General features: G+C 51.8%; 24 protein-coding genes. 11 read left to right on the top strand and 13 right to left on the bottom strand.

Annotated features, from left to right (window positions below; translation table 11 throughout):
* Nucleotides 1–38: 38 nt before the first annotated feature.
* Nucleotides 39–740 carry a 2OG-Fe(II) oxygenase gene (locus EG028_RS18910; protein ID WP_120515894.1) on the top strand — a complete coding sequence of 234 codons (702 nt, stop codon included), beginning with the start codon at nucleotides 39–41 and terminating at the stop codon, nucleotides 738–740.
* 19 nt (nucleotides 741–759) lie between these two features.
* Nucleotides 760–1005 carry an Ada metal-binding domain-containing protein gene (locus EG028_RS18905; protein WP_120516025.1) on the top strand — a complete coding sequence of 82 codons (246 nt, stop codon included), beginning with the start codon at nucleotides 760–762 and terminating at the stop codon, nucleotides 1003–1005.
* 270 nt (nucleotides 1006–1275) lie between these two features.
* Here the strand turns inward: EG028_RS18905 and EG028_RS18900 are convergent, their stop codons facing one another.
* Complete coding sequence (locus tag EG028_RS18900) at nucleotides 1276–3489, bottom strand: glycosyl hydrolase family 95 catalytic domain-containing protein (RefSeq protein ID WP_120515893.1); 2214 nt, start codon at nucleotides 3487–3489, stop codon at nucleotides 1276–1278.
* Between the two features lie 152 nt (nucleotides 3490–3641).
* On the opposite strand from EG028_RS18900, the gene EG028_RS18895 reads away from it, so the two are divergent.
* Both EG028_RS18895 and EG028_RS18890 read left to right on the top strand, forming a co-directional pair.
* On the top strand, nucleotides 3642–4547 hold the full coding sequence (locus EG028_RS18895; protein WP_162946366.1) for a mechanosensitive ion channel family protein: 906 nt from the start codon (nucleotides 3642–3644) through the stop codon (nucleotides 4545–4547).
* An 85-nt stretch (nucleotides 4548–4632) separates the two neighbouring features.
* Nucleotides 4633–5178, top strand: a complete 546-nt coding sequence (locus EG028_RS18890) for a hypothetical protein (RefSeq protein ID WP_120515891.1) — start codon at nucleotides 4633–4635, stop codon at nucleotides 5176–5178.
* A 130-nt stretch (nucleotides 5179–5308) separates the two neighbouring features.
* On the opposite strand, the gene EG028_RS18885 is transcribed toward EG028_RS18890, so the two are convergent.
* From EG028_RS18885 to EG028_RS18875, 3 genes are all read right to left on the bottom strand, one after another.
* A complete protein-coding gene (locus EG028_RS18885) occupies nucleotides 5309–6226 on the bottom strand; it encodes a DUF481 domain-containing protein (RefSeq protein ID WP_123864716.1) in 918 nt (305 codons plus the stop codon).
* 144 nt (nucleotides 6227–6370) lie between these two features.
* Nucleotides 6371–6874: a hypothetical protein gene (locus EG028_RS18880; protein WP_123864715.1), complete on the bottom strand. Its 504-nt coding sequence runs from the start codon at nucleotides 6872–6874 to the stop codon at nucleotides 6371–6373.
* 103 nt (nucleotides 6875–6977) lie between these two features.
* Nucleotides 6978–7232, bottom strand: a complete 255-nt coding sequence (locus EG028_RS18875) for a hypothetical protein (protein ID WP_123864714.1) — start codon at nucleotides 7230–7232, stop codon at nucleotides 6978–6980.
* 265 nt (nucleotides 7233–7497) lie between these two features.
* On the opposite strand from EG028_RS18875, the gene EG028_RS18870 reads away from it, so the two are divergent.
* Both EG028_RS18870 and EG028_RS18865 read left to right on the top strand, forming a co-directional pair.
* A complete protein-coding gene (locus tag EG028_RS18870; RefSeq protein WP_120515887.1) occupies nucleotides 7498–9678 on the top strand; it encodes a S9 family peptidase in 2181 nt (726 codons plus the stop codon).
* 280 nt (nucleotides 9679–9958) lie between these two features.
* A complete protein-coding gene (locus EG028_RS18865; RefSeq protein ID WP_120515886.1) occupies nucleotides 9959–10351 on the top strand; it encodes a hypothetical protein in 393 nt (130 codons plus the stop codon).
* Nucleotides 10352–10551: 200 nt separating this feature from the next.
* Here the strand turns inward: EG028_RS18865 and EG028_RS18860 are convergent, their stop codons facing one another.
* The 5 genes from EG028_RS18860 to EG028_RS18840 all read right to left on the bottom strand — a co-directional run bounded on the left by EG028_RS18860 (nucleotide 10552) and on the right by EG028_RS18840 (nucleotide 13705).
* Entirely contained in the window at nucleotides 10552–11043 is a 492-nt protein-coding gene (locus tag EG028_RS18860) for a nucleotidyltransferase (RefSeq protein WP_120515885.1), read from the bottom strand.
* Nucleotides 11040–11477 (bottom strand): hypothetical protein, encoded by a 438-nt coding sequence (locus EG028_RS18855; protein ID WP_120515884.1) that lies wholly within the window; start codon nucleotides 11475–11477, stop codon nucleotides 11040–11042. The genes EG028_RS18860 and EG028_RS18855 overlap by 4 nt, the downstream gene beginning before the upstream one ends.
* A gap of 89 nt (nucleotides 11478–11566) precedes the next feature.
* Nucleotides 11567–12202, bottom strand: a complete 636-nt coding sequence (locus EG028_RS18850; RefSeq protein ID WP_120515883.1) for a VIT1/CCC1 transporter family protein — start codon at nucleotides 12200–12202, stop codon at nucleotides 11567–11569.
* Nucleotides 12203–13435, bottom strand: coding sequence for an ornithine--oxo-acid transaminase (gene rocD / locus EG028_RS18845; RefSeq protein ID WP_120515882.1), 1233 nt, complete (start codon nucleotides 13433–13435; stop codon nucleotides 12203–12205).
* A gap of 9 nt (nucleotides 13436–13444) precedes the next feature.
* A complete protein-coding gene (locus tag EG028_RS18840; protein WP_120515881.1) occupies nucleotides 13445–13705 on the bottom strand; it encodes an acyl-CoA-binding protein in 261 nt (86 codons plus the stop codon).
* 227 nt (nucleotides 13706–13932) lie between these two features.
* Between EG028_RS18840 and lepA the strand changes: the two genes are divergently transcribed.
* Nucleotides 13933–15726: a translation elongation factor 4 gene (gene lepA, locus EG028_RS18835; RefSeq protein WP_120515880.1), complete on the top strand. Its 1794-nt coding sequence runs from the start codon at nucleotides 13933–13935 to the stop codon at nucleotides 15724–15726.
* A gap of 71 nt (nucleotides 15727–15797) precedes the next feature.
* Complete coding sequence (locus EG028_RS18830) at nucleotides 15798–16454, top strand: Dph6-related ATP pyrophosphatase (protein ID WP_120515879.1); 657 nt, start codon at nucleotides 15798–15800, stop codon at nucleotides 16452–16454.
* 77 nt (nucleotides 16455–16531) lie between these two features.
* Here the strand turns inward: EG028_RS18830 and EG028_RS18825 are convergent, their stop codons facing one another.
* Together EG028_RS18825 and manA are read right to left on the bottom strand one after the other, a co-directional pair.
* Nucleotides 16532–17128 carry a DUF6580 family putative transport protein gene (locus tag EG028_RS18825; RefSeq protein ID WP_120515878.1) on the bottom strand — a complete coding sequence of 199 codons (597 nt, stop codon included), beginning with the start codon at nucleotides 17126–17128 and terminating at the stop codon, nucleotides 16532–16534.
* 37 nt (nucleotides 17129–17165) lie between these two features.
* Entirely contained in the window at nucleotides 17166–18380 is a 1215-nt protein-coding gene (gene manA / locus EG028_RS18820) for a mannose-6-phosphate isomerase, class I (protein ID WP_241559081.1), read from the bottom strand.
* Between the two features lie 28 nt (nucleotides 18381–18408).
* Here manA and EG028_RS18815 point away from each other — a divergent pair, with 28 nt between their 5' ends.
* Together EG028_RS18815 and EG028_RS18810 are read left to right on the top strand one after the other, a co-directional pair.
* The gene (locus tag EG028_RS18815) at nucleotides 18409–18765 is read left to right on the top strand and encodes a YraN family protein (protein ID WP_120515877.1); all 357 of its coding nucleotides are present in this window, start codon (nucleotides 18409–18411) and stop codon (nucleotides 18763–18765) included.
* Between the two features lie 181 nt (nucleotides 18766–18946).
* On the top strand, nucleotides 18947–19183 hold the full coding sequence (locus EG028_RS18810; RefSeq protein WP_120515876.1) for a hypothetical protein: 237 nt from the start codon (nucleotides 18947–18949) through the stop codon (nucleotides 19181–19183).
* Nucleotides 19184–19352: 169 nt separating this feature from the next.
* On the opposite strand, the gene EG028_RS18805 is transcribed toward EG028_RS18810, so the two are convergent.
* The gene (locus EG028_RS18805) at nucleotides 19353–20162 is read right to left on the bottom strand and encodes a diadenylate cyclase (RefSeq protein WP_120515875.1); all 810 of its coding nucleotides are present in this window, start codon (nucleotides 20160–20162) and stop codon (nucleotides 19353–19355) included.
* A 28-nt stretch (nucleotides 20163–20190) separates the two neighbouring features.
* Nucleotides 20191–21051, bottom strand: coding sequence for a dihydropteroate synthase (folP, locus tag EG028_RS18800; protein WP_241559080.1), 861 nt, complete (start codon nucleotides 21049–21051; stop codon nucleotides 20191–20193).
* 92 nt (nucleotides 21052–21143) lie between these two features.
* Between folP and EG028_RS18795 the strand changes: the two genes are divergently transcribed.
* Nucleotides 21144–21680, top strand: a complete 537-nt coding sequence (locus EG028_RS18795) for a DUF1599 domain-containing protein (protein ID WP_120515874.1) — start codon at nucleotides 21144–21146, stop codon at nucleotides 21678–21680.
* Nucleotides 21681–21778 lie beyond the last annotated feature (98 nt).

Below are 21778 nucleotides of genomic sequence, written 5' to 3'. Positions count from 1 at the left end.
GGGTGGCGCAGGCCTGCCATGCGGGGTAATTTGCAGGTATGAAAGAACATATAGGCAAGGCAGACTGGGAAGCTGTGACCAGGGAGCTGCACGACAAAGGTTACGCGATCATCCCCGGCGTGCTGACACCGCAGGAATGTACCGCGCTCACGGTTTCCTACAGCGATGCCGCGCTTTACCGCAAAACGATCTCCATGGAACGTTACCGCTTCGGCGCGGGCGAATACAAATATTTCCGTTACCCGCTTCCCCCGCTGATACAACAGGTCCGCGAAGAGGTATACCCGCGCCTGGCACCGGTGGCCAACAGCTGGATGAAGGCGCTGAACATCCCGCGCGTATACCCGCTTACCCATGGGGAACTGCTGGCGGAATGCAAGGCGGCCGGGCAGGATAAACCTACCGTGCTCATCCTGCAATACGGGCAGGGCGGGCACAATACCCTACACCAGGACCTTTACGGCGATGTGTTTTTCCCCTTCCAGCTGGTGCTGTTCCTTTCACAGCCCGGGCAGGATCATACGGGCGGGGAGTTCGTACTGGTGGAGCAGCGGCCGCGCGCGCAGTCCAAAGCCATCGTGCTGCAACCGGGCAGGGGAGATATGCTGATCTTTACCACGAACTTCAGACCGGTGCAGGGCAGCAAAGGATATTACCGGGTGAATATGAAACACGGGGTGAGCGAAATAATAGACGGGCACCGGCATACGCTGGGTATTATATTTCATGACGCACAATGACGTTTTTCCTTTTATGCAAATGATCCCGCACAGTGATATCTCCGCCAAAGAGCTCCGCTCGCTCATACGCAGCGGGAAGCTCAGGTTTGGCGGCAACCGCAGGCTGAAGATCTACGGCAGGCTCCAATGCGGTTCGGGTAAAAAGATGAAACGGGAAAACAGGTTGTTCTTCGGCAGTGAGCAATCGGCAAAAGACAACGGCTACCGGCCCTGCGGACATTGTATGCGGGAGGAATACAGAATGTGGAAAGCAGGGGAAATCTAACATAGAACTGGCCTTGTTTGGGGTATCGTTGTGAAAAAGTCGTCATTGCGAGGAGCAATGGGGAGTTGTGCAGGAGCCGCGACGAAGCAATCTCCAGCTATTGGAGTACATCCATTCGATGGAGGAGATTGCTTCGTCGCCCCACCCGCTTTAGCGCTGCTGCTCCAATGACGGCTTTGCGCCAGCCTGGGGGTGCTCATGTTGAGGATCAGCACCGAAGCAGGACTTTAGTCCGGATTCCAAACCTCTGCACTGAAAGGGCAGAGAATTTTAGTTGTCCTCGTTGGTGAATACTAAAGTCTGTCCCGGCTTCATGACCAGCTGCTCCTTCCAGGCGGCGGAGGCAAAGGGCAGCTTCAGCCGCAGCACGCCGCCTTTTTCGGAACGTATCTTTACGCTCACCGCTTTACCATTTACCATAGCCGCGCTCACGAGGTAGGCGCCTTCCGCGCGGAGGTCTGTAAAACTAACATCTTTCCAGCTTCCCGGTACGGCCGGGAATATTTCCAGCACACCGTCCCGCTGTTGCAAAAGCAGCTCGTGTATGCCCTGTGCAAATGCGAAGTTGCCTTCCAGGGTGAAGGGCCGGTAGGTGAAACCGGAGTATTGGCCGCCTTTCTGATCGCCATTGAGGTGAAAACTATTCTGAGATACAAAGTTGGAAGCAAAGATGCCGAGGTGTTTCACCGCGCTGTCCGCCTCATTGGCGCGTGCGTAAATGCAGGCCATCCAGGCAAAGGAATACCCTACCCAGGCACGCGTGCCTTTTTCTTCGATGCGGCGCAGGCTGCGTTTGATGATCGCTGAATCTTTCGCTTTGCCGATGTGCAGCAGCGCAAGCGGGTAGATGCCCATATATTGGGAGAAATGCCGGTGCGAACCGCCTAAAGGTTCTCCGGGCGCCACGTTCAGCCCATATTCGCCTGCATCCAGCGCGGGAAGCTGCCCGCGGACAGTATTCCAATGTGCTGCCTCCGCGGGTTTGCCCATGGCGGCGCTTACTTCCGCGGCCGCGCCGAACAGGAAGTGCGCGAGGGAAAGATCGTAATTGGTCCAGCTGGTAAACCATGCTTTGATGCTGTTATCGTGGTACTCGGGGCTGGAGCTGAGCGGCAGTTTACGCTGACCGTTTTCCAGGCGGGTAATGTTCTCCAGGAAGGTGGCGGATTCATGTATCCAGGGATAAACGCGTGTTTGCAGCAGTTTTTTGTCCATGGAATATTTCCACTGCCAGTACATGTGCTGGCTCACCCAGGCGCCGGTGGAAGGAGAGAGGGAATATTGTATCCAGCCGCCCATGGGCTGGCCGGTGATGGTGGCTACGCCGGGCACGTTGAGGCCTTCGGTTTTAAAATAGTCCTTTGTCATTTGCCGGCTGGCCGGGCGAATGGCCCAAAGCCAATCTGTAAAGGTTTCCGCTTCCTGCAAATGGTTGCCGGTATATGCGGGCCAATAACTGAGCTGTGTGTTCAGGTCGCTGTGAAAGTCGCCCTTCCAGGGAGGCAGGTTGCCGTTATCCGCTGTCCATACGGCCTGGAGGCTGATAGCGGGCGCGCCTTTGCGGGCCACGGCGCCCAGTTTGTACATCTCGCGGTAATATTGTTTTTCCAGCAGGGTATCCGGCAGGGACACAGAAGATTTTGACCAGAAATTTTTCCACCAGGCGGCATGACTTTCCCAGCCGGTGGGCTCTTTCAGCGCGGTGTTCAGCTCCGGCAACTGCGCGGGCTGGTTGTTGCTGATGGTCCATTCGCCGATCACTTTATTTCCGGGGAACTGTTTCCAGCTCACTTTTACTTCGTAATATTTTCCCTGCCCGGTAGGCTGGCGATAATGAATGCTGTTGGCCGTTTGGGTGACCTTGCCCGCGGGATAACCCAGTTTTTCCAGCCCAAGGCCTTCCACACTGTTTGCATTGCCCTGCCGGCGGCCGGTATTATAACCGGGGATGATCAATTCGGGCAGGGGAGCGGCGGCGCTAAGGTTTTCAAATGAAAAATAACCCGTCTGCCTGCTGGCATGAATATAAAAATGCGCTGTTACGCCATTGCCGAAACGAACGGTATTGAGCGCGGTGGCAAGATCCAGTTCATTGGAGGTGACGCTGCCGAGATTTTCCAGGCTGAATTCCAGCGCGGCGCCCGGCAGTTTGGTGGGCCAGGGATATGCCTCATACGGCACGTCCATGGCGCGCTGCACGGTATCGTACTGTTTGGCGAGCACCTGCTGCTCCACCCATTTGTAGGAATATTGTTTCAGGTCCAGCGCGGGGCGCTCGTCCCAGAGATCCACCCGGTCCAGCGAAAGCCGCAGCTTACCGGCCTTTTCCCATACCAGTGCGCCCAGCATGCCGTTTCCAAGGGGCATCGCTTCGTCCCAGCGTTTGGCGAGAGCGGGGAACACGAAATTGTGCGAGGGTTTTAATTGCGCGAATGCCGGCATGGCGGCAACGAGCGCCATCATCGGCAGCAGGAATCTTTTCATACGTTGGTTTAAAGAGTAGACGTGACGCCAAATTAAACGAATTCCGATGATTAAACAGACGGTTATTTAACATTTACCTCGAGGATATTAGCATAAATCCGGGTGCCAACGGCCGGCAGTTTTGGCGGTAAATGCTTAATTTTGCGCCTATCATGGTTACAGATCAGGCAACTTACAACAGGAAAAAATTCAGAAACCAGATACTCATTTTTATCATCAAGCTGGCGGTATATCTCACTGTCATGTACGTGAACCTAACCCAGCATAAATGGTTTGAAACCCACGCCCTGGCGGCGCGCATATCCAACGCACTGTCCATCTTCCTCGGTGCGAACCTGCTTATTTCCATCGGCTGGATCGTGATGATATCCTGGTATCTCCGAAAGAACCGTATGCAGCGGCTCACGCGGGACAACTTTGTGCTGGGCCTCAACCGCATTTCCTCCGTGCTTAATACCATCGTCGCGCTGATCTCCCTCATGGTGCTCTTCGACGTGAACCCTGTTAATATGTTCGTGAGCGTGAGTATCGCGGCGGCGGCATTCGCCCTGCTGTCCAAAGACTACGTGACCAATATGATCAACGGGCTCATCATCATGTTCTCCGACCAGCTGAGCCTGGGCGACCAGATCAGGGTAGGGGAGTTCCGCGGCAAGGTGCTGGATATTACGCTCATCAACGTGGTGTTGCAGAATGACGACGATGACATCGTGCTGATCCCGAACAGCGTGATCTTTTCCACCATGGTACTGAACCAGAGCAAACAGAACATCAAAAAACTGACGATAGAATTCGAGCTGGACCTCAAACACCAGTCCTCGCCGGATGAACTGGAAAAAGAGCTGAAGACCGTACTGCGGCCCTTCGCCACCAATATCACCGAAAACAGTTTTTCACTGAAGATACTCGAGATCAAAAAGGACCTCGTGCATTACAAGGTACAGTTCCTCATTCCCCGGCCGGACAAAGAAACCGAGCGGAAGATGCGCCGGCTGCTGATCAACACCATCCTGTCCTTCTCCGGCAGGGAAGTGAACGCGCAGGAAGACGGCCTTTGATGCCGGCGTTATTGTACTTTAAAACAAGGCACGGGCCTGAAAATTCCCTGTAACTTATTCGTATATTACCGCACAAAAAAAGGAAATGGAAGAACTAACAGCAGGCGTCGGCTCCCGGGTGCAGCATGCGCGTTATGGGCCAGGCGTTATAATAGGCGTGAAATATGCCCAGTACATCGTTACTTTCATGAACAGCGGCGTGGAAGAGATCGATAAAACGGACCCGCTTTTTGAAATACTCTACAGCGAAAACCAGACGGTGGAATTGGAAACCACCTCCCAGGTGGAAACTTCCCTGCTGAAAATACTCCGCCTCTGGAACGGCTTCGGCGAAGTAGTGCCCATCGGCGAACGCTGGGCCGGCGGCACCATGACACTTCAGCCGAAAGACCCGTCCCTCAAGGGAAAGGATGTACCGCTGGAAGCATTTTTTCACAAGATCGTGATGGTGCGCGACAGGCTGAGAGTGCTGGAGCAGCAGATCAACGGGCATAAACAGCTGAGCGATGAAGACAAAGTGAACCTCCAGCAATACATCACCCGCATATACGGATCACTCACTACTTTCAACGTTTTATTCAGGGATAAGGAACATTGGTTCACTGGTGAAAAAGGTGCGAAGGACGAGTGAAATAAATGCAATATTTTGTTATTCTGATATTATTATATAAATTGGCTTTTATTCAAGGTATACTACAATTGGAAATTTACAGCCCCGGCCACAGCCGGGGCTTTTTTATGCCGGTAATATCCAGGTATAATCAGAACGTATAACCCACGCCTATGACGGTGCTCAGGTCAAAATTACCGTTGTCGCTCACAGAAGGCCGGCTATCATAACTGTTATAAAATGTGAGGCTCAATGTGAAGTCCGACACGATCTCCCAGGATAATTTTGTTTCTCCTTCCTCCCTGATACGGCCATCCTGGTTGATGCCGAAATACACGCTTTGCGTGGTAGCCAGGCTGATGTTCGGCGAGGTATACCGGAAGAAATTATAATACAGTACCACGGGTATTTCCACGAGGTTGCCGCTGCTGGTTCCATCGGAATATCTTTCCTGGTTCATCACGACGGCGGTGATCACGCGGGCCTGCATGGAAGGGCTGATAAGGAACTTTGTGCCGAGGCCCGCACCTTCTGAAAAACGCCGGTTCAGCCCCAGCTGGAGGTTGCGGTCGTAGGTAAGGATAACGATGGGAAAAATAAAAGGCGTAATGTCATAAATCCCCTGTAGTGTGATGTTCTCCCTTTCGCGGCTTACGGAATCGTTCGGGTTGAAGCTGGTGATGCTGGTAAAGGAAGGTTTAACTTCATACTTGCGGTTCTGCATGGTAAAGTTACCATCCATGTTCAGGCGGCCGGTGCCACTGGAACGGGTAAACGAATAACCTGCGCTCACGTCCCCCTGCACCTGCCGGAAAAGGCCTTCTTTAAAATTGAACAATGTAAATATCTCGGACAGTTTTATTTCCTTTCCCATCATCCTGATATAACCTTTCACGGGAGAGGGGAAAACATTGCCGTAAAACATCTCACCATCCAGCGTCTCCACTTTAAAGTCATGATAAGTGGCCACCATGGTCCGGATGTTGTGCCGTTTGATATTAAGCGTGCCGGCGTTTGTGGCTTTGAACTGTATGATGCCTACCTGTATGCTTTTCAGTTCCCCGATCACCAATGTGCCGTTCAGCAGCCAGAGGGTATCTTTCTTCTGGGCCGTTGCGGGCAGTGAAAAGAATAAGAGAATGCATGCGATGATATGTAGGGGACGACGGATGGTAACAGGTTTTATCTATTACACATACCGGCTTTAAAATGTTCATCTGCCATAGGCCACCGCGGCCTGGGGAGAGATGCGCGCGGCAATGGCCGTCCAGGCGTCGCGGTTCCAGCGGAAGTGCATGGAATGCCGGCTGTTGAACCGGTCGTATCGCCGGGGCCTGTAGCCATGATGTACGGACACAAAAATGAGAAGGCGTTCGCCGGAGCGTGCATGCCGCGGGTCGCGGAGCACTACTTCGCCGTTTTTGATACAGTATACCCCGGCGGAACGGATGTCGTTCCAGGGGAAATGTCTTTTCCAGAAAGGGCAGGAGAAAACGATACCGCCGGCGTGCAGGGTGACGGTGATGGAGCTGCGGCCGATACGGATCACGATCATAACGGTGAGCAGCAGCGCGCCGGTGACTACATAGGTTGGTTTCCTCAGTATAAAGCCGGTAAAAAGAAGTGCCAGGTTAATGATACAGAAGAGCAGGCGCAGCAGCTGACCCATCAGCCTGCGGCCGGCCCTGATCCGGATAGTCCGGGTAATATTGGCCATGGGCATGCCCGTTTATAAAAACTGCGGTGCACAAAGTATGCACCGCAGCATCAGTAGGTAGTATTATCTGTGTGTATTCGATTAGCAGGGAAACGGTCGGGAACTAGTTTTCATATTCCTCCCCGCGCAGCGTACATTCGATCTGGTGCTTAACAGGCGCGCTGAAGCCCTCCAGTTCAATGTTCGGACGTTCGTCTAAGCAAATTTTTATTTTGCCGTTCTCAGTGATTAAAACATCGTGAATGGGTTCCAAAAGGGCGAAAAGCATCCGTTTGCCGCTTTCCGCGATCTGGTTCATGATGGAGTCTTCGAGTTGGAAAAACTCCCGGTTTTTGTAAGAATAGGATACTTGTACCATCTGTTTGGTTTTTTCGGATAGGATATCGCTTGACCCCATAAAAATACTGAATTTATTAAATTGTCAAAATTTATTATGGATAATTCTTGTAAATTCATGTGAATACATAAGTTAAAAGGTTTGAAACCCGCTCGGGTATTAACTTTACGCTATTAAATCAATTTTTGAGAAGAAATGTTACCACTTACCATTTATAACATTCCGGGGGCCTGTTTGCCCTTGAAAACCTTATTTTTATCCTCATATCAATTTCATAATATCCTTTATGCAATCATTTAACAAGCTATTCCTGCTGCTCTGCCTGGTGATCGCCGGCACGGCCGCCCATGCCCAGGAACTAAAGTGGAACACCGCCGGGGACGCGTTCTACCAGGGGCAAAACGGCGCCGTTTATTCCGTATCGGCCACCAATGGCCAGCAAACCGAACTGGTATCCGCCGGGGCGCTGACGCCCGCCGGAGCCGCCAAACCATTGTCTACCCGCCACTTTACCTTCACCCCGGACGAAAAGGGCCTGCTGCTGTTCACCAACACAAAAAGAGTATGGCGCTACGAAACCCGGGGCGATTACTGGTATTACAACCTTCCCGGCAAAAAGCTCCGCCAGCTTGGCAAAGGCCTCCCGGAATCTTCCCTTATGTTCGCCAAGATCTCGCCTGACGGCGCCAAAGCCGCTTATGTGAGCAAACATAACCTGTACGTGGAAGACCTGGCCACCGGCAAGATCGACCAGCTCACCAAAGACGGCACCCGCAAGCTGATCAACGGCACTTTCGACTGGGCGTATGAAGAGGAGTTTGGCTGCCGCGACGGGTTCCGCTGGAGCCCCGATAGCAAAAGCATCGCGTACTGGCAGATAGACGCCAAAAACATCCGCGACTTCCTGATGATCAATAATACAGACTCCATTTATTCATTCACCGTGCCCGTGGAGTATCCCAAGGCCGGGGAAAACCCATCCGCCTGCAAAGTGGGCGTGGTGAACCTGCTCAGCAAAAAGACCACCTGGATGCAGGTGCCCGGCGATGCCGTGCAGCATTACATCCCGCGCATGGAATGGATACCGGGCAGCAGCAACCGCCTCATTATCCAGCAGCTGAACCGCAAGCAGAACAGCTCTAAACTGATGATATTACAAGCCGCCAACGGCCAGGCAAACACCATCTTTACCGAAACGGATAAAGCCTGGGTGGATGTAAAATCTTCCTGGGACGATGGGGACATCACCGGCTGGGACTGGCTGAACAGCGGGAAGTCTTTCCTCTGGCTCAGCGAAAAAGACGGCTGGAGGCATATCTACGAGATCAATACCACAGGCGGGCAGGAAAAACTGCTCACGCCCGGCGATTATGATGTGATCAATCTCTGCCGTTACAACGAAGCGGGCCGTCAGCTATATTTCCTGGCTTCGCCCGGTGACGCTACCGGCCAGTATCTTTATAAAACGGACTTTTCCGGTACGGCCGCCACCCGCGTAACGCCGCAGGCCCAGCGCGGCACCCACAAATACGAGATATCGCCCAACGGCAAAGTAGCGGGCCATTCCTACGAAAGCCACCTGTTGAGCCCAACGGCGGAGTTCGTATCGCTGCCGGAGCATAACAGCATTTCCGGGAAAGATTTTTCAGGAGAAGCCGCCAAAGCAGCCAAGCGGAAAGATAACACCACGTATTTCCAGGTGACCACCGCGGATGGCGTCACGCTTGATGCCTGGATGACCAAACCGCGGGACTTCGATTCCACTAAAAAATACCCCGTTGTATTCTACGTATACGGCGAGCCCGCGTCATTCAAGATCACGGACAGCTGGGGCGCCACGAACAACTTCCTGTATGATGGCGACATGAGCAGGGACGGGTATATTTACATGTCTATAGACAACCGCGGCACGCCGGCCCCCAAAGGCCGGGAATGGCGCAAAAGCATCTACCGCAAGGTAGGCCTCATCAACGCGCGTGACCAGGCCATGGGTGCGAAGGAAATACTGAAACTGCCTTATGTGGACAAAAACCGCATTGCAGTATGGGGCTGGAGCGGCGGCGGTTCCATGACGCTCAACCTGCTGTTCCAATACCCGGAGATCTATAAAACCGGGATTGCCATTGCCGCCGTGGCGAATGAGCTAACCTACGACAATATTTACCAGGAACGTTATATGGGCCTGCCTTCCGAAAACAGGGAGGATTTTGTAGCCGGTTCGCCGCTCACTCATGCCAAGAACCTCCAGGGCAAGCTGTTGTATATCCATGGCACGGGAGACGATAATGTGCATTACCAGAATGCGGAAATGCTGATCAACGAACTGATCAAACATAAAAAGATCTTCCAGATGATGGCGTACCCGAACCGTACGCATGGTATTTATGAAGGAGAAGGTACTACGGAGCACCTGAGCGCATTGTATACGCAGTTCCTGATGATGAACTGTCCCCCGGGCGCGAAATAGGTTTCCCAGAGGGAAAACATACACAAAAAGGGCTGACCGGGATAAAAATCTGGCCGGCCCTTTTTAGATGCATACTATATTCACCCAAACTTCATTTTTACCGCACAACTGCCTGGAAGTACCGGGAAAGCTATATGGATGCTATAGGAGAGGTGCAGGGGAGGTGGAGTTGAGGTGCAGATGAGGTGCACCTGAAGAAAGTGAAAATAATATTACCCGCCCGGACTTTTCCATTTCTCATAAATTCGCCCTTACTTTGCGTTCCCAACAATACCGAATCATGTCAAAATCCTCTATTTACGGCATACTGGCCGCTGTGATCGTGATTATCTGCGCTTTTCTTCCCTGGATCAGCGTTCATGTGAACGGGGAACTGAAGGTATTTTCCGGTATGCAGACCGAAGGTTCCAGTTTTGGCGAGCCGGGTAAGCTGAGCATTGCGGTGTCTGTACTGGCCATCCTGTTCTTCCTCTTCCAAAAGGCCTGGAGCCCGAGGGTGAACCTGTTTGTGAGCGCTTTCCTGTCAGCCTGGGCTTTCAGGAACATGCTGCTGTTTTCCCGCTGCGAAATGGGTATCTGCCCGGATCAGAAGATCGCCCTTTGGCTGAGCCTCGCTGCCGCGCTGGCGGTATTTGGCTGCGTATTATGGAACTGGAAGACGCTGGTGAAGTAAAAAATTACCTCAAAAACATAAAGGTTACATAAAGGTTAGACAAAGGTTACACCGGCTTTTATAAAGGTTACAGTGAGTTAGACAAAGGTTACAAGGCCGTTAGAAGGCCTTTTAGCGTAAAATGCGGGGCTGTTTAATACTTTGGGGGGAAGAAGTAGAATCCAGGTCAAGAACACAGAAAAGAGGGCCTGTATAACCAATCACCGTCTTGGCCGCTTGCCCTTATCGGGTTCTTTTTGGGGCATAATCTTTTTGATCTCTTTAATATCTGTCAGATCCTGACTACGGCCAGCAGCTTTTTTGTTTTTAAGCAGATCCTGCAACCCAATAAAGGATATCTCAAGGCCATCATCAAGCGTTATCTGCTGACGATTTTCCATGGCTTCCCCGAACTCAACACCATCAATACTGTTTAAAATATCAATCCTAAGTGGGGGATACCCAATTTGCGTAATAAACCCTTGCTGTAGAAAATCTACTTTTTCAAAGCCCAACGCCCCCATGCCAAAATCATGCAGGACCTTCAACATTCGCTCTGCATTGTCTTCAGAAATATTGATCCAAATATCCAAGTCACCCGTATGACGGGGTTTTCCATGAAATGCCAAGGCATAGCCGCCAACTACCATATAATGCACCTGGTGTTTATTAAGCAGCTTTACAAAATCTTCAAAATCTCTCGCCAAGATCATGCTCCTAATGTTTTCTTATTTATGACTGTTTTGTCCAGTCGGGCGCCCTTCGCTAGGGACTGCGTGATAATAAAGGTTAAGGCTTCTAATCTTCTACTGGAAGATTGGCCAAGCCAATATTCCCAGTCCCTGTCAGAATCATTTGCTTCTTTCATCGCAATCTTGCGGACTACCGGCATTATTTTACGATCATTACCGGCAGATGTGGTTTTCTCTTTCGGTCGGGTAATTATATTTTTTCGTTCCACGCGTACCTCCATATTTTCAAAAGGAATTTTCCTTTTGCTTAAGTAATTATTAAGAGTATTGTAGTTGTATTCAGGATAGCTCAGACAGAAGTTCTTTAAATTCGAAAAAATTTCAAAAGGACGCTCTGCTTGATTTTTCCAAAATATCAAAATCACTCTCTTATTATTTGAAATCAGTATGGACATTCACCAATTTAACAAATAATCAGCAAATATTGGTCATTAAGAGCGGAAAACTAAAATCCAGGCATTGTTGCAAAAAAGCGGTCATCTCCTTAAATAAACGAAGACAACAAATAAGACACCAGCACCACTGCGCCGCCCGTGAGCAGGTAACGCATCGTGATACGCACGGTGCCTTCGCCCGTGATACGGGCTTTCAGCAGGGCAAACAGCAGCAGGAATACCAGGCTGATACTCAAGCTAATACGTGATGCTGCCGGAAAATCCTCCTGAAACAGGTAAGGCAGGAAAGCCACACAGCCCCCCAGGAAAAAAAACACCCCGGTGGCGATCATGCTGCGCACGGCGTGGAGCGTGCCGTAGGACTGGAGGTTCACCTCTTCCGTTTCCAGGGTCTTTTCCCAGACCTGCTGGTCTTTTTCCATTTCGTCCGCAATATGGGCGATCATAGAAGGTGAGATATCCAGTTTTTCGAGTTTTTCTTTTTCTTCCGGGCTCATGAGGCCTTCGTCTTCGTCCCCGCGGTTTGCGCGGAATACGGCGATCATCATGAGCAGGGTAGCGATACCCAGCACGAGGAAGTGGATCACATAAAAGGCCTGCACGGTAAGACTTTTGGAATACAGCACCTGCGTGGTGAACAGCAGGAGCAATACCCCGTCCGGGAAGCCGATCATTAAATCCGTTTTCCACCCGGAGCTCCGGATGGCTTTACTGTTTGTACTCATTTATAATGTTTCCAGGCTTTTTTGAATAATCCCCACACATTCGTCGATCTGTGCGGCAGTGATAACGAGGGGCGGCGCAAACCGGATCTTGTCCCCATGGGTGGGTTTGGCCAGCAGGCCGTTTTCTTTCAGCGCCAGGCATAGTTCCCAGGCGGCATCTTCATCGGAATGCCTGATCTCGATCGCATTCAGCAGGCCTTTGCCTCGTACCACGCTCACAAACGGCGAATTGAGGGCGCTGATGCCTTTGCGCAGCAGCTCGCCCATTTTCACGGCGTTTTCCGCCATCCGTTCGTTGCGCAATACTTCCAGCGCGGCCATGGCCACTTTGCAGGCCAGCGGGTTGCCGCCGTAAGTAGAGCCATGTTCTCCCGGGTGGATGGTAAGCATGATCTCATCGTCCGCCAGTACGGCGGATACGGGCAGCATGCCACCGGAGAGGGCTTTGCCGAGGATCACGATATCCGGGCGGACCTGTTCGTGATCGCAGGCCAGCATCATGCCGGTACGGGCAAGGCCGGTCTGGATTTCGTCCGCGATAAATAACACATTAGCGTCCGTGCAGTATTGACGGACCTTTGAAAGATACCCTTCGTCCGGCACTTTTACCCCGGCTTCGCCCTGGATGGGCTCCACCATAAAACCGGCCACGTTCGGGTCCTGCAGCGCCATTTCCAGCGCGGGCAGGTTGTTGAAGGGGATCACCTCGTAACCCGGCATATAGGGGCCAAAGTCCCGGCGGGCTACAGGGTCTGTACTGAAAGACACCACGTTCAGCGTACGGCCGTGGAAGTTTTCGGCGCAGACGATGATCTTCGCTTTGTTTTCAGGAATACCCTTCACCACATACCCCCAGCGGCGGCAGAGTTTCAGGGCGGTTTCCACGGCTTCCACGCCGGTGTTCATGGGCAATACCTTGTCGTACCCGAAATACCGGGTGATGTACGCAGCAAATTCCGCTAAAAGCTGGCTGTGAAAAGCGCGGGAAGTGAGGGTGAGCTGCCCTGCCTGTTCCACCAGGGCGGCCACGATCTTCGGGTGGCAATGCCCCTGGTTTACGGCGGAATAACCCGAAAGGAAATCGAAATACCGTTTTCCGTCCACATCCCATACAAATACCCCTTCGCCCCGGTTGAGCACCACAGGCAGGGGGTGATAATTGTGCGCGCCGAATTCTTCTTCCAGTCCTAAATAATACTGCGTCCGTTCACTAATCGTATAATTGGGTACCATTCCGTAAAGTTACTTATTCTTCAGTTGATTCACCAGCGCGATGTATTGCTCCATGGCCTGTTCTTTGGTTTTGCCTTTGAGATTGTTCCAGGCGTCGTATTTGGCTTTGCCTACGAAATCGAACATATTGGCGGGCGGTTCTATATTGATGTCACCCTCGGTGGCCTGCTTGTAAAGGGAGTAGAGTTGCAGGAGGATGTCATTATCTGGTTTGGAATCCAGTGTTTTGCTGGCCGCCACGGCCTCTTCAAATGATTGTTGCAGTGCCATGTTCTGTTTTTGCTGTTAAAAGTAAAGAAATACCCCCAAAAGCCCTTATCCACACATAAAAGAAGAACAAAATTTAATACCTTTGCGCAAATAATGAGTTACGAATTGACAGCTGCGGATCACGAATGGAGGCCTTTAGGGCCCGGGGGCTGCCGGTAGTCTTTGCTGAACGCCATTTTTTCATCATTCGTTATCCGTGACTGACGGTTCGTAATTGTTTTTTATATATGAAGAATATCAGGAATTTCTGCATTATCGCCCACATCGACCATGGTAAAAGCACCCTGGCGGACCGACTACTGGAATTTACCCATACCATTTCCGACCGGGACATGCAGGCCCAGGTGCTGGACGATATGGACCTGGAAAGGGAAAAAGGGATCACGATCAAGAGCCACGCCATCCAGATGAGCTATAAAGCGAAAAATGGCGAACAATATATCTTTAACCTGATTGACACCCCCGGCCACGTGGACTTCTCCTATGAAGTATCCCGCGCGCTGGCCGCCTGCGAAGGCGCCCTGCTGCTGGTGGACGCCGCCCAGGGCATACAGGCCCAGACCATCTCGAACCTGTACCTGGCGCTGGAAAACGACCTTGAAATCATCCCCGTTATCAATAAGATCGACATGGCAGGCGCCATGATCGAAGAAGTGACCGACCAGATCATTGAACTGATCGGCGTTAAAAAAGAAGACATCCTGCTGGCGTCCGGCAAATCCGGCATCGGCATCGAAGAAATACTGGAGTCTATCGTGACGCGCATCCCCGCCCCTAAAGGCGAACAGGAAGCGCCGCTGCAGGCTTTGATATTCGACAGCGTATTTAACTCATTCCGCGGCATTATCGCTTATTTCCGCATCTTCAACGGTTCTATCCGCAAAGGGGACATCATCCGTTTTGTGAACACCGGGGAAGAATATGAAGCCGCCGAAGTAGGCATCCTCAAACTCGGCCTGGAACCCAAAAGCCAGGTGAACGTAGGGGATGTGGGATACATCATTACCGGTATCAAAAACGCGAAGGAAGTAAAAGTAGGGGATACCATCACCCTGGCGAACAATCCCTGCAAAGAAGCCATCCAGGGCTTTGAAGAGGTGAAGCCGATGGTATTTGCCGGCATCTTCCCCGTGGTGACCGAAGATTTTGAAGAGCTGCGCGACTGTATGGACAAACTCCAGCTGAACGATGCATCGCTCACCTACGAACTGGAAACCTCGCAGGCGCTTGGTTTCGGCTTCCGTTGCGGATTCCTCGGGATGCTGCATATGGAGATCATCCAGGAAAGGCTGGAACGTGAGTTCAACCAGACCGTGATCACCACCGTACCCAACGTAGGTTTTAAAGCATACAACACGCAGGAAAAACTGATCATCGTAAACAATCCTTCCGAAATGCCCGACCCCACCAAGCTGGAGCGCATCGAGGAACCCTGGATCCGTGCACAGATCATCACCAAACCTGAATATATCGGCAATATCATGACCCTTTGCCTTGGCAAAAGGGGCCTGCTGCTGAACCAGAGCTACCTCACCACCACCCGCGTGGAACTGATGTTCGAACTGCCGCTCACCGAGATCGTGTTTGACTTCTATGACAAACTGAAAAGTCAGACGCGCGGGTATGCTTCCTTCGATTATTCACCCATCGGCTTCCGTGAAAGCGATATCGTAAAGATGGACATCCTGCTGAACGCGGAGAAAGTGGACGCCCTTAGCGCCCTGATCCACCGCAGCCGCGCGCAGGACTTCGGCCGCAAGCTCTGCGAAAAACTGAAAGAACTGCTGCCCCGCCAGCAATTCCTGATCGCGATTCAGGCCGCCATCGGTGCGAAGATCGTGGCGAGGGAAAACATCAGCGCGATGCGTAAGGACGTAACCGCTAAATGTTATGGCGGTGACATCTCCCGTAAACGTAAACTGCTGGAGAAACAGAAAGAAGGTAAAAAACGTATGCGCCAGATCGGGAACGTAGAGGTGCCGCAGGAAGCCTTCCTGGCGGTGCTGAAGCTGGATGATTAGGCCGCAATGACGAGTTTTAAATTAACATATATGCCGCGGGAAACCCTTTCCGCGGCATTTTTATAAACCATATGACCAACACCCCCGAAAATATCATCTGCTCCTGGAGCGGCGGGAAAGACAGCTGTTTTGCCTTTATGCAGGCCGTTCAGCAAGGCCACCAGCCTGTTGCACTGCTGAACATCCTGAATGAGAACGGCCGTATATCCCGCTCACACGGTCTTCCGCCGGCCATCCTGCAACAGCAGGCAGCCGCGCTGGGCCTGCCCATTCACCTGCAACCCTCCACCTGGGCGGATTACGAGCAGCATTTCACCGCCACACTTACAACAATCCGGGAACAATACGGGGCTACCGCCGCCGTGTTCGGGGATATAGACCTCCAGCCGCACCGCGACTGGGAAGAAAAAGTATGCGCCGCCGCGGGTCTTCGTGCCGTGCTTCCGCTCTGGCAGCTGGACCGTAAGATGCTGGTGTACCGTATGCTGGAGCAGGGCATCAAATGCCGGATCGTATCCTGCAATGAACACCTGGGAGAGCATTTCCTCGGGCGCCTGCTGGACGATGTACTGGTAGCGGACCTGGAAGCCGCCGGGGTGGATGTATGCGGGGAAAACGGGGAGTTTCATACCGTGGTGACGGACTGCCCGTTATTCAGCCTGTCGGTGCAGCTGCCCGCTTACCGGAAGATAAAACATGAAAAGTATTGGTTCCTGGATTGGGAATGAGCGTATCGGGAACTGACATGAAATAAAAAAGGATGACTGTGACGTCATCCTTTTTTATATATACGATCGAAGGTATATTACGCTGCGTATTGTTCTTTTGTTTCCTGTTCTTTGATGAACACGGGTTTCAGCAGGGCGTAAGCCCCGAAGAGCACACCGCTGTAAAACACATTGCCCATGATGGTGTTCAGGAAAAAGCTGCCGAACAGGTCGTTGCGGAAGAACGGTACAGCCGCCCAGTAGCAGCTCATGAGGCCGCTGAAAGTGTGCGGGTACATATCGCGGAAGAGCCAGGTGCCGAAGTTGGACAACAGGTAAAACACCAGCCCTGAAGCGATGGAAGCCAGGAAGATGCGACCCATGGTCACTTTACGGATCTGTGTGCCCATAAACGTGATCAGGATGAATGCCCCGTAAACGAAGAACATTTCACCGCCGTAGAAACCCTGGATGGAGGTAAAGAAATGGAAGAAAAGATCGCTGAGGAACAGGGCCAGTACAGGCACCACGTAAGCGTATTTCTTGTCTTTCAGCACCACACCGGCAAACAGTGCGCCGGCGCCCATGGCTGTAAAATTATAGATCAGAAGATGGTTCGTGATCAGGCGGCCCAGAACGGTCAGGAATATCAGCCCGCCTATCAGTAAAATCCTGGATAAAGTTTCTTTCTTCATACGCAAACATTTGCTTTAACAGTACAAATATAAACAATTAAGGGATAGATGCCTTAAAGACCACGAGGTCCGTATCAGCGGTAATGTTGTAAGATTCACCGAAAGCGGCGAAAACGGTGGTGCCTTTGGCGAGGCTGAGTTCCGCGGAGCCTTTGGCAACGCCCTGCCCGCTGAGCACGATCCATATTTCAGGAGCGGCCGCAGTGTGTGCGTAACTTTCACCGGTCTTCAGGCTAATGCTGCTGATCACAAAATCCGGCGCGGGCGTGGGATAGATCCTTTCTTTCCCTTCCTGCAGGGGCTCACCTTTCAGGATGTTTGGATGTACCGGCTCAAAACGCGTGTGTTTCAGCAGCTCCGCCACATCGATATGTTTGGGTGTGAGGCCGCCACGGAGTACATTGTCCGAATTGGCCATCAGCTCGGCATTCTGTCCTTCGAGGTAGGCGTGGGGGATGCCCGCGTCCTGGAATACGGCGTCTCCCGGTGAAGTATGTACGATATTAAAAAAATAGATGGAGAAGATGCCGCGGTCCAGCCGGTTCATGCCTTCCGGGTCGTTTGCGATCGCGCGGGCCGTCCAGAAGGCGGGGTCGCTCTTTTGCAGGGTGCCGGCCTGGTAGGGCGGCAATACACGCTCCGCCAGGGGGCGCAGCATGGTGTTCACTTCTTCCTGCGGCATTTCCATCACGGTCCTGTACAGGCCGAAATACCCTTCCTTTTCGTATATGCCGGCGAGTGAGCGCAGCTCGGGCACGTCCTGCAATACTTTTTTCAGTTTATCTTCCGGCAGAAAACCATGCAGCAGCCAGAACTCGCTGAGCGCCACCATGATCTCCGGTTTATGATTGTCATCTTTATAATTACGGTGGGGAGCGTTCAGCGGGATACCCTCAGCGTTTTCGCGGGCAAATCCTTTTTCGGCTTCGGCTTTGGTGGGGTGCACCTGGATGGAGAGCATGTCTTTCACATCCAGTATTTTAAACAGGTACGGTAGTTCGCCAAAACGGTCCGCCGCCTTCTGCCCAAGGATGGCAGCGGGGCTTGCGGCGATGTATTCGTTCAGCGGGAGGGGAGTGGCAGCTTCCAGCTGCGCGGGAGCGCTCTGGTGGGCGCCCATCCAGTATTCGGCGCTGGGTTTGTCCGTTACCGGCAGGCCCAGCAATTCCGGGATGTATTTAAATCCGCCCCAGGCATAATGTTGTACTTTTCCTTTGAGATAGAATAATTTCGGGTCAGGCATTTTTTCCATTGTTGAGCTGTAAAAATATATAAATAGGATGGCTTCTCATCATACGCTGGGCAAAAAGGGAGAGGAGATCGCGGCGGCATACCTGCGCGGCAAACAATACTCCATCCTGCATACGAACTGGAAATACGGCAGAAAAGAAATAGACATCATTGCGAAGCAGGGAGATACGCTGGTGTTCGTGGAAGTAAAAACAAGAAGCGGCCAGGCCTTCGGTATGCCGGAAGAAGCGGTGAACGGGCTGAAGGAGGAACACCTGCGACGGGTGGCGGAATGTTATCTTGAACAGTTCGCGCCGGGTAGTTCAGACATCCGGTTCGACATCCTGGCCATCACCATAACCGTTAATAATCCCATGGAAATCATACATTTTGAAGATGTTTTCTGAACGCTTACCAGTTGGTTAACACCGAGTTAACAAAATCCACATATAATAGGATTTAAATAGTTGTATATTTGACCATCCAATCTTTTAACCACCTCCTGTAAAGAGCCGAAGTCTACCTATAAAAAGGTTCTTTATGTATTGCTGGAGTTTACTCTTTTTCATCCATATAAATGTGACTGACATGCAACAACTGCCTGCCAACAAAGGGCGTGTCCGCATTCAGGTACCCTCCCTTGCTTTTGAACAGGGAACAGTGCAATGCACCATTTACGACGCTCAACAGATGCCGGTGAGAATGATACCGCTCGAAGCAGGGCATGTGCGCGGCGTATATACCTTACAGTTAGCCTCCCTTCCGTCAGGAGAATATACCGTGCAGGTGAAGGGACAGCAGCTGGCCGTCAAACTTGAACATTAGGTTATTTATTATAGAGTCATCCCCCCAAACATAGATCCCCCGAAGCATTTCGGGGGACTTTGTATTTTAAGGGGGATACCCAAAGCCGGTTTGCCACCGAAGTGATCTATCTGTATTTTAATTTTTACCGGAATACGGTGCTGGACTTTACCAGGAGGCTGAATGAAGATCAATACCCGTCCACGAGCACTTCATAGAGTTTCACTTTCAGTTCTTCCAGCGATACGTTCTGCGTGAGCTGGCCATCCTGAGCAAAGGAAATGGTCGCGCGTTCTTCGGACACGGCGATGGCCAGGTTGTCGCTATGCTCGGTAATGCCTACCGCCGAGCGGTGCCGCATACCGATGCGGGTGGGAAGGTTCGTGTTTTCGGACATAGGGAGTATGCACTTGGCGGCCAGTATTTTATTGCCTACAATGATCAGTGCGCCATCGTGCAGCGGGCTGTTCTTTTCAAAAATGCTTTCAATCAGTTTTGCGCTCACATTCCCGTCTATCGCGATGCTGGAAGCGGAATCGAACTTTACGCGGTAAGTGGTGGCGATGACAATGAGCGCGCCGGTCTGGCTGGCCACCATATGCCCCACAGCGGTGATCACCTCGTTGATGATGTGTTCTTCTTCTTTATAACTCTTAAAACGGTCCGGCAGGAATAATTTGGTGAGGAAGCTGTCTTTGCTCAACGGTGTCTTTTTCCCGAGCACCAGCAGGAACTTGCGGATCTCCGGCTGGAAAATGATTATAATGGCGATCAGCCCGACATTGATAAAGTTTTGCAGGATATTGGTCAGGATCGGCATCTGGAGGGAGCGCACCAGGAAAAAGGCGGCATACACCATCAGCAGCCCGATGAATATATTAAAGGCGAGACTGCCTTTGAGCAGCCGGTACAACTGGATGATCAGGAAAAAAACGATCAGCAGGTCAAGCACATGCAGCCAGCGAAACTCAAAACCCCAAAATTGGTATACATCCTTCATGTCGTAAAAATAAAAATATTTGTCTTAGCTAAACGTTTTGCATAAAAGAAACGATACGCACCGCTTCCATGGCCTCTTTGACGTCGTGCACCCTCAAAATGGAGGCCCCTTTCTGCAAGGCAAGGGTATTTATGACGGTAGTACCGTTCAGGGCTTCCGCCGGGGTGCTGCCCAGGAGGCGGTAGATCATGCTTTTACGGGATACGCCTGCCAGGATAGGCGCTCCTGCCAGCAGCAGCAATTCCAGCTTATCGAGCAGCTGGTAATTGTGGGCGAGGGTTTTCCCGAAACCAAAACCCGGGTCTATGATCACATCCGCGATGCCGGCCTGGCGGCAGGCGTCTGTTTTATAAATAAAATAATCGAGTACTTCGCGCACCACGTCTTCATACAGCGGGTCTTTCTGCATGTTTAAAGGCGTGCCCTTCATGTGCATGGCAATGTACGGCACTTTGAGGGCGGCGGCCGTGGGGATCATCTCCGGGTCCATTTCCCCGGCGCTGACATCGTTGATAATGGCGGCGCCCGCGAGGATGGCTTTTTCCGCAACGGCGGCGTGGTAGGTGTCCACGGACAGTACGGCTTCCGGGAAATGGTTCACCAGGCCATGGATAACGGGCAGCAGGCGCTCCAGCTCTTCGGCGGGGCCTACTTCCTCCGCGCCGGGGCGGGTGCTTTGGGCGCCCAGGTCCAGCATACCGGCGCCGGCTTCCAGCATTTCGCCCGCGCGGGTGATGATGTGCTGCAGGCTACGGCTGCGGCTATTGGCATAAAAAGAATCGTCGGTAATATTAATGATCCCCATCACCACGGGGTGGGACAGGGGGATTAACTTTCCGCGGCAGCGGATGGTAAAATCTTTGCGTAATAGTGTATTTTTGGAACCCAAGCGCTAATAACGTATTAACAATGAAGGAATACTTTCAAAGGTATCGTAAAAATATTAGCCTTGCCGTAATTCGTATTATAAATTCGCATTGAATGACTTATCAGCAGGTGATTGACAGCAGTAAGGAAATCTTTATCAAAAAAACAAAAGATTACGGCACCAGCTGGCGTGTTTTGCGCCCGGTGTCCATCGTGGACCAGATCTTTATCAAAGCCCAGCGCATCCGCACTATCCAGGAGCTGGGGGTGCAGAAAGTGGCGGACGACATCAGCAACGAATTCAGGGGCATCATCAATTACGGGGTGATCGCGTTGATGCAGATGGACCTTGGCTCGGAAGACCCTTATACCGACCTCCCTGTTGAAAAAGTGGCGGCGCTGTACGATGAAAAAATCACCTTCATCAGCGAGGTAAAAGAAGCCAAAAACCACGACTACGGGGAAGCCTGGCGCAGCATGAGCCAGGAATCGTTTGTAGACCTGATACTCACCAAACTGCTGCGCATCAAACAGATACTGCGCAACGACGGAAAAACCATCATCTCCGAAGGGGTGGACGCCAACTATGTGGACATCGTGAATTATGCGGTGTTTGCCCTGATACTGATAGAAGAAAAGCAGAATAATTAATATTTTGAGCCTGATATGAACCGCGGGGTTCTATCCAACCTTTAAAAAGAACTAATAGATGAAACCGAGCGCGAGCGAGGTTCCATCCGACCTTTAAA

This window comes from Chitinophaga barathri, assembly GCF_003807585.1.
Classification (GTDB): domain Bacteria; phylum Bacteroidota; class Bacteroidia; order Chitinophagales; family Chitinophagaceae; genus Chitinophaga; species Chitinophaga barathri.
The sequence above is the reverse complement of the archived record's forward strand: the minus strand, read 5'-3'. Positions and strand labels throughout refer to the sequence as shown.

Bases quoted from the DNA above. Each gene is read 5' to 3' on its own strand.
- EG028_RS18910 (WP_120515894.1), top strand. From the start codon at position 39: ATGAAAGAACATATAGGCAAGGCAGACTGGGAAGCTGTGACCAGGGAG.
- EG028_RS18905 (WP_120516025.1), top strand. From the start codon at position 760: ATGATCCCGCACAGTGATATCTCCGCCAAAGAGCTCCGCTCGCTCATA.
- EG028_RS18900 (WP_120515893.1), bottom strand. From the start codon at position 3,489: ATGAAAAGATTCCTGCTGCCGATGATGGCGCTCGTTGCCGCCATGCCG.
- EG028_RS18895 (WP_162946366.1), top strand. From the start codon at position 3,642: ATGGTTACAGATCAGGCAACTTACAACAGGAAAAAATTCAGAAACCAG.
- EG028_RS18890 (WP_120515891.1), top strand. From the start codon at position 4,633: ATGGAAGAACTAACAGCAGGCGTCGGCTCCCGGGTGCAGCATGCGCGT.
- EG028_RS18880 (WP_123864715.1), bottom strand. From the start codon at position 6,874: ATGGCCAATATTACCCGGACTATCCGGATCAGGGCCGGCCGCAGGCTG.
- EG028_RS18875 (WP_123864714.1), bottom strand. From the start codon at position 7,232: ATGGTACAAGTATCCTATTCTTACAAAAACCGGGAGTTTTTCCAACTC.
- EG028_RS18870 (WP_120515887.1), top strand. From the start codon at position 7,498: ATGCAATCATTTAACAAGCTATTCCTGCTGCTCTGCCTGGTGATCGCC.
- EG028_RS18865 (WP_120515886.1), top strand. From the start codon at position 9,959: ATGTCAAAATCCTCTATTTACGGCATACTGGCCGCTGTGATCGTGATT.
- EG028_RS18860 (WP_120515885.1), bottom strand. From the start codon at position 11,043: ATGATCTTGGCGAGAGATTTTGAAGATTTTGTAAAGCTGCTTAATAAA.
- EG028_RS18855 (WP_120515884.1), bottom strand. From the start codon at position 11,477: ATGTCCATACTGATTTCAAATAATAAGAGAGTGATTTTGATATTTTGG.
- EG028_RS18850 (WP_120515883.1), bottom strand. From the start codon at position 12,202: ATGAGTACAAACAGTAAAGCCATCCGGAGCTCCGGGTGGAAAACGGAT.
- rocD (WP_120515882.1), bottom strand. From the start codon at position 13,435: ATGGTACCCAATTATACGATTAGTGAACGGACGCAGTATTATTTAGGA.
- EG028_RS18840 (WP_120515881.1), bottom strand. From the start codon at position 13,705: ATGGCACTGCAACAATCATTTGAAGAGGCCGTGGCGGCCAGCAAAACA.
- lepA (WP_120515880.1), top strand. From the start codon at position 13,933: ATGAAGAATATCAGGAATTTCTGCATTATCGCCCACATCGACCATGGT.
- EG028_RS18830 (WP_120515879.1), top strand. From the start codon at position 15,798: ATGACCAACACCCCCGAAAATATCATCTGCTCCTGGAGCGGCGGGAAA.
- EG028_RS18825 (WP_120515878.1), bottom strand. From the start codon at position 17,128: ATGAAGAAAGAAACTTTATCCAGGATTTTACTGATAGGCGGGCTGATA.
- manA (WP_241559081.1), bottom strand. From the start codon at position 18,380: ATGGAAAAAATGCCTGACCCGAAATTATTCTATCTCAAAGGAAAAGTA.
- EG028_RS18815 (WP_120515877.1), top strand. From the start codon at position 18,409: ATGGCTTCTCATCATACGCTGGGCAAAAAGGGAGAGGAGATCGCGGCG.
- EG028_RS18810 (WP_120515876.1), top strand. From the start codon at position 18,947: ATGCAACAACTGCCTGCCAACAAAGGGCGTGTCCGCATTCAGGTACCC.
- EG028_RS18805 (WP_120515875.1), bottom strand. From the start codon at position 20,162: ATGAAGGATGTATACCAATTTTGGGGTTTTGAGTTTCGCTGGCTGCAT.
- EG028_RS18795 (WP_120515874.1), top strand. From the start codon at position 21,144: ATGACTTATCAGCAGGTGATTGACAGCAGTAAGGAAATCTTTATCAAA.